A 962-nucleotide genomic window follows, 5' to 3' on the forward strand; every position below is an offset into this window, starting at 1 on the left:
GACATTTAATGGAATAAGAAGGGAATTACTACAATTTGTCGAAAAAAGTAAGTATCTCAATGAATTCTAATTAAATCCAAAAACACAATTATCTAAGTATTATTATATTCTGGAGGGGATATTGTGAATATAAACATTGAAAGAGCAAGGATAAATGAGGCTGAAATATTAGTGAAAATATACCGAGACGCTTATTCAGAAAACGAAAATTTAGGGTTTCCAGCAAGTGCTTTGTGAGTGAGTATTAATGAGGTAGAAGAATGGATAAAAAGTACAATTTTATTAACTGTCAGAATACAAAGTGATCTCTTTTGACCTTCGTGGTCATGGTGATTCTGAAAAACCTGAACATGTTGATTATACAATAGAAAAATTTTCCGAAGATTTAAGAAAATTAATGGAATCCCTTAATATAACATCAGCAGTACTTGTTGGTCTTTCAATGGGAGGAGCTATAGTTCAACGTTTTGCTTTAGACCATCCTAATTTGGTTCGCGCGCTTATATTAGTGGGTACTACAGCTTATGGTTTAGGACCTATGGTTCAAGCTAAGAATGTAATAAATAGAATCGATGAAATTGGTATTGAAGAAGCCAGTAAAGAAGTTATTAGGCATAGTTTTTCTTCTACCACTTCACAAAGTGTAGTAAAATGGGCTGAAAATGAAGTAATTAAAACTCCTAAACATGTAGCAAAACAGGCAATACGCTCCTTAGATAGCTTTGATGTCCGTCAAGAAATACACTCTTTAAATATTCCTACTATGATTATAGTTGGAGAAGAAGATGACATTACTCCAGTTAAAGAATCTGAATATCTTTATGACAATATTAAGGGCTCTGAATTATACATTATTTCAAAAGCTGCACATTTCCCTATGTTGGAACAACCATTTGAATTTAATAGTCATATGTTAAAATTCTTATCAGGTTTGCCTGTATTTGAATTACATTAATTCATAT

Annotated in this window: 1 protein-coding gene; it reads left to right on the forward strand. The window is 31.7% G+C overall.

The window, feature by feature from the left end:
* The first annotated feature begins 301 nt into the window (after nucleotides 1-301).
* Entirely contained in the window at nucleotides 302-955 is a 654-nt protein-coding gene (locus V7164_RS22055; RefSeq protein ID WP_335344786.1) for an alpha/beta fold hydrolase, read from the forward strand.
* Nucleotides 956-962 lie beyond the last annotated feature (7 nt).

It is taken from the genome of Bacillus sp. JJ1474, from assembly GCF_036965225.1.
Lineage (GTDB): Bacteria > Bacillota > Bacilli > Bacillales > Cytobacillaceae > Cytobacillus.